At 70.1% G+C, this 4,818-nt stretch carries 5 protein-coding genes; 2 read left to right on the top strand and 3 right to left on the bottom strand.

All coding sequences use genetic code 11. From position 1 onward, the window contains the following. Positions 1-149 precede the first annotated feature (149 nt). Positions 150-551 carry a carboxymuconolactone decarboxylase family protein gene (locus FV230_RS24720; protein ID WP_147844282.1) on the bottom strand — a complete coding sequence of 134 codons (402 nt, stop codon included), beginning with the start codon at positions 549-551 and terminating at the stop codon, positions 150-152. Beyond that, entirely contained in the window at positions 487-912 is a 426-nt protein-coding gene (locus tag FV230_RS24715) for a MerR family transcriptional regulator (RefSeq protein ID WP_147844281.1), read from the bottom strand. The genes FV230_RS24720 and FV230_RS24715 overlap by 65 nt, the downstream gene beginning before the upstream one ends. Before the next feature lie 169 nt (positions 913-1,081). Here FV230_RS24715 and hemF point away from each other — a divergent pair, with 169 nt between their 5' ends. Both hemF and FV230_RS24705 read left to right on the top strand, forming a co-directional pair. Beyond that, positions 1,082-2,008 (top strand): oxygen-dependent coproporphyrinogen oxidase, encoded by a 927-nt coding sequence (gene hemF / locus FV230_RS24710; RefSeq protein ID WP_246694986.1) that lies wholly within the window; start codon positions 1,082-1,084, stop codon positions 2,006-2,008. Beyond that, positions 2,005-3,126 (top strand): AAA family ATPase, encoded by a 1,122-nt coding sequence (locus FV230_RS24705; RefSeq protein ID WP_147844279.1) that lies wholly within the window; start codon positions 2,005-2,007, stop codon positions 3,124-3,126. The genes hemF and FV230_RS24705 overlap by 4 nt, the downstream gene beginning before the upstream one ends. A gap of 104 nt (positions 3,127-3,230) precedes the next feature. On the opposite strand, the gene trpB is transcribed toward FV230_RS24705, so the two are convergent. After that, positions 3,231-4,451, bottom strand: a complete 1,221-nt coding sequence (trpB, locus tag FV230_RS24700; RefSeq protein ID WP_147844278.1) for a tryptophan synthase subunit beta — start codon at positions 4,449-4,451, stop codon at positions 3,231-3,233. Between the last annotated feature and the right edge of the window lie 367 nt (positions 4,452-4,818).

The following is a 4,818-nucleotide window of genomic DNA, read 5'->3' as shown; positions in this document are numbered from 1 at the left end:
TTATAGGGCCCCCACCGTTATCTACACTTATGTTGTCGTGGGCAGGGTCTTTTTTTTATAATTCACAGCCTGAGGCGCCCGGCGACACCGTCGGGCGCCTCGCGCCGGTTCGCGGCCGTGGGCGGTGGCTCGCGCCCGCGCGATCGGCGTCACGCCGTCACGCGGGCCGCGAAGACCTCCTTGGCGGCGAACAGGCCGTTGAGGGCGGCCGGGAAGCCGGCATAGACCGCCATCTGCATGATCACATCAGTGATCTCGTCGCGGGACAGGCCGACGTTCAGGCCCGCCTCGATGTGCACTTTCAGCTGCGGCGCGGCGTTGCCCATCGCCGTCAGCGCCGCGATCGTGGCGATCTCCCGCGATCGCAGGTCGAGGCCGGGGCGGCTGTAGATGTCGCCGAACGGGAACTCGATCAGGTAGCGGGCGAAATCCGGGGCGATGCCGGACAGCGCCGCGATCACGTGCTCCCCGGCCTGCCCGTCGATCTCAGCGAGCGCGCGGGCGCCCCGCGCGTAGCGGCTTTCCGGGGTCGGGCTCTGGTCGGTCGTCATCGTGCATCCCTTCGGTCGAGCAGGCATAGCCGGCGATCTTCGTGTCGAGGGCGGCCAGGGCGTCCTGCAACGCGGCGACGTGCGTGCGGACCTGCGCGCGATGCCGTTCGAGCAGCAGGCGCCGTTCCGGAGCCGTCGCCGGTCCGGCGCGCCGCAGGGCCGCATAATGCAGCATCGTCCGGATCGGCATGCGGGTGGTCTTGAGACGGTCGAGGAAGCCGATCCAGGCCAGGATCGACCCGTCGTAGTCCCGGTGCCCCGCGGCGTCCCGCTCGACGAACGGCAGCAGCCCGATCCGCTCGTCGTAGCGGAGGGTGTGGGCCGTCGGCCCCGAGCGTTTGGCGAGTTCGCCGATCCGCATGCGCCGCTTGCCTTTCGGCCCTTTGACCCTCTGACCCTTTGGGCCCTCGCCACGATGCCATCGAGGCTACGGCTTCGAGCGCGCTCGAAGTCAAGCGCGGGTCGAAGCCCGGTTTCGCGATGCGTGAATTGACGCCGCCGGGGCGGAGTGGGACATCCCGTCCATGACGATGCCGGACACCGAGACAGCCCGCCCCCGCCTGCCCGAGGCCGACGTCACGGCGCTCAAGGCCGAGGCGACCGCGTGGTTCACGACGCTGCGCGACCGCATCGTCGGCGCGCTCGAGACCTTGGAGGCCGAGGCCGAGGGGCCGTTCCATCCGGACGCACCCGTTGCGGCTGGGCACTTCGAAAAAACCCCCTGGGAGCGGACCGACCACACCGGCCGGCCCGGTGGCGGCGGCACCATGGCGATGCTGCACGGCCGGGTGTTCGAGAAGGCCGGCGTCCACGTCTCGGCGGTGCACGGCGAGTTCGCGCCGGAGTTCCGCGCCCAGATGCCGGGCGCTGCGGAGGATCCGCGCTTCTTCGCCACCGGCATCTCGCTGATCGCGCATCCGTGGAACCCGAACGTGCCGACGGTCCACATGAACACCCGCTTCGTGGTGACGACGAAGACGTGGTTCGGCGGCGGGGCCGACCTCACCCCGGTGCTCGAGCGCCGGCGGACGCAGGACGACCCCGACACGCGGCACTTCCACGCCTGCCTCAAGGCAGCCTGCGACGCCCACGCCCCGGCGGCGAACTACGACAAGTACAAGCAGTGGTGCGAGGAATACTTCTACCTGCCGCACCGCAAGGAGCCCCGCGGCGTCGGCGGGATCTTCTACGACTACCACTGGACCGGCGACCCGCAGGCCGACCTCGCCTACACCCGCGACGTCGGCGGCGCCTTCCTCGCGGCCTATCCCGAGATCGTCCGGCGCAACGTCGCGACGCCCTGGACCGAGGCCGACCGGCTGGAGCAGCAGGTGCGGCGCGGGCGCTACGTCGAGTTCAACCTGCTCCACGACCGCGGCACGATCTTCGGCCTGAAGACCGGCGGCAACGTCGCCTCGATCCTGTCGTCGCTGCCGCCGACCGTGCGCTGGCCGTGAGCGACGACCTCCCCAAAAGCTTCGCCCCGCAGCAGGACGCGGCGCTGAAGGCCATCGCCGCCTGGCGCAAGGACAAGGGCGCCGCCCAGGTGTTCCGGCTGTTCGGCTACGCCGGCACCGGCAAGACCACGCTGGCCCGCCGCATCGCCGACGACGTCGACGGCTCGGTGGTGTTCGGCGCCTTCACCGGCAAGGCGGCCTCGGTGATGCGCCAGAAGGGCTGCCAGGACGCCGCGACGATCCACTCGCTGATCTACCGCACCAAGGAGACGGAAGAGGGCGGACCCGCCTTCTCGCTGAACCGCGCCGGGCCCGCGGCCAAGGCCGACCTCATCGTCATCGACGAGTGCTCGATGGTCGACGCGGACCTGGGCCACGACCTGCTGTCGTTCGACAAGCCGGTGCTGGTGCTCGGCGACCCGGCGCAGCTGCCGCCGGTGCGCGGCGGCGGCTTCTTCACCGAGGCCGAGCCCGACGTGATGCTGACCGAGGTCCACCGCCAGGCCAAGGACGACCCGATCGTGCGCATGGCGATGACGGTGCGCGAGGGCGGCCGGCTCGCGCTCGGCGAGTACGGCGCCAGCCGCGTGGTCTCGCGCCGCGCCATCGACCCGACCCAGGTGCTCGACTGCGACCAGGTGCTGGTGGGCATGAACAAGACCCGCCGTCTCTACAACGGGCGGCTGCGGGAGCTGGCCGGCCACGTCGACCCGATGCCGGCGGTGGGCGAGAAGCTGGTCTGCCTGCGCAACGACCGCACCAAGGGCCTGCTCAACGGCTCGACCTGGACCGTGCAGGCCCTGCGCGCGCCGCCCCGCCCCGACACGATCCGCCTCGACGTGGTGCCGGAGGACGACGCCGGCATGCGCAAGCGCGCCATCGACATCAAGGTTTTACGCGCCGTGATTTCCGGGTCCGAGGAGGAGATCCCGGCCTTCCTGCGCCGGGAGACCGACGAGTTCACCTACGGCTACGCGCTCACCGTGCACAAGGCGCAGGGCTCGCAGTGGGACAAGGTGGTGCTGTTCGACGAATCGTTCGCCTTCCGCGAGCACCGGGCGCGGTGGCTCTACACCGGCCTGACCCGCGCGGCGCAGGCGATCACGGTGGTGGTGTAGGACCGGCTCTTCCCTCCCCCGACGGATCTCGTGCTCGCCCGAGATCCGCACCCCGTGTGCCCAAGTCGGGCAGGCCCGACTTGGGTGCGGGGGAGCTTGCAGTCTCAGAGCTTCGTCCCGAAGATCTCCGCCACCTGCGGGATGTCCTTGTCGCCGCGGCCGCACAGGTTCATCACCATGAGATGGTCGGCCGGCTTCTTCGGGGCCATCTCCAGCACCTTGGCGAGGGCGTGGGCCGGCTCCAGCGCCGGGATGATGCCCTCGAGCATCGAGCACAGCTTGAACGCGCCGAGCGCCTCCTGATCGGTGGCCGAGAGGTAGGTGACGCGGCCGGCCTCGTGCAGCCAGGCGTGCTCGGGGCCGATGCCGGGATAGTCGAGGCCGGCCGAGATCGAGTGCGCGTCCGCGATCTGCCCGTCGTCGTCCATCAGCAGGTAGGTGCGGTTGCCGTGCAGCACCCCCGGCCGTCCGCCCGAGAGCGAGGCCGCGTGCAGGCCCGACGAGACGCCGTGGCCGGCGGCCTCGACGCCGAAGATCTCCACGTCGCGGTCGTCGAGGAAGGGGTGGAACAGCCCCATCGCGTTCGAGCCGCCGCCGATGCAGGCCACGAGCGAATCGGGCAGCCGCCCCTCGGCCTCCAGCATCTGCTCCTTGGTCTCGCGGCCGATGATCGACTGGAAGTCGCGCACCATTGCCGGATAGGGGTGCGGGCCGGCGACCGTGCCGATGCAGTAGAACGTGTCGGCGACGTTGGTGACCCAGTCGCGCAGGGCCTCGTTCATCGCGTCCTTCAGGGTCTTGGTGCCGGACTCGACCGGGATCACCTCGGCGCCGAGCATCTTCATCCGGAAGACGTTCGGGGCTTGGCGCGCCACGTCGACGGCGCCCATGTAGACCACGCAGGTCAGGCCGAACCGGGCGCAGAGGGTCGCGGTGGCGACACCGTGCTGGCCGGCGCCGGTCTCGGCGATGATCCGCTTCTTGCCCATCCGGCGGGCGAGCAGGATCTGCCCGAGGACGTTGTTCACCTTGTGCGAGCCGGTGTGGTTCAGCTCGTCGCGCTTGAAGTAGATCTTCGCGCCGCCGCAATGCTCGGTCAGCCGCTCCGCGAAGTAGAGCGGGCTCGGCCGGCCGACGTAGTGCTTGAGGTAGCCGTCCATCTCGGCCTGGAACCCCGGGTCGGCCTTGGCCGCGGCGTAGGCCTCTTCCAGGGAGAGGATCAGCGGCATCAGCGTCTCGGCGACGAAGCGGCCGCCGAAGATGCCGAACCGGCCGCGCTCGTCGGGGCCGGTGCGGAACGAGTTCGGAGGGGGAGAGAGGGTCACGGATCGCGTCCTTGTTCGCGAGGGTGGGGTCGCGACGCGGTGATCGCGAAGGGCGGTCCGGGTGCGTGGCGCACCGGGCGCGCCGGGTCGGGTCCGGTTTGCGGTAGGATCGCCCCGCGGGTCAACACGCGCCCGCGCATGGCGGCCGGGGCCGACCGTCGCGGCGAGACGAAAAAGGGCCGGGCGTCGCCGCCCGGCCCTCGTTGTCCGATCCCGTCCGTGCCGGGCTATTGCGGCTTGTCGGCGGGAACGCCCTGCTCGCTGCCGTTCGCCTTGAGATCCTGGGCCTGTCTCTTATACACAACTCAAGCTGACGACGACTCCATACGTGAAGATCACCCTGGTCGCAGAATAATTAAAAAAAAAA

Origin of the sequence: Methylobacterium sp. WL6 (genome assembly GCF_008040095.1) — a bacterium.
GTDB lineage: Bacteria > Pseudomonadota > Alphaproteobacteria > Rhizobiales > Beijerinckiaceae > Methylobacterium.
Note: the sequence above shows the minus strand (reverse complement) of the source record. Positions and strands in the feature narration are given on the sequence as shown.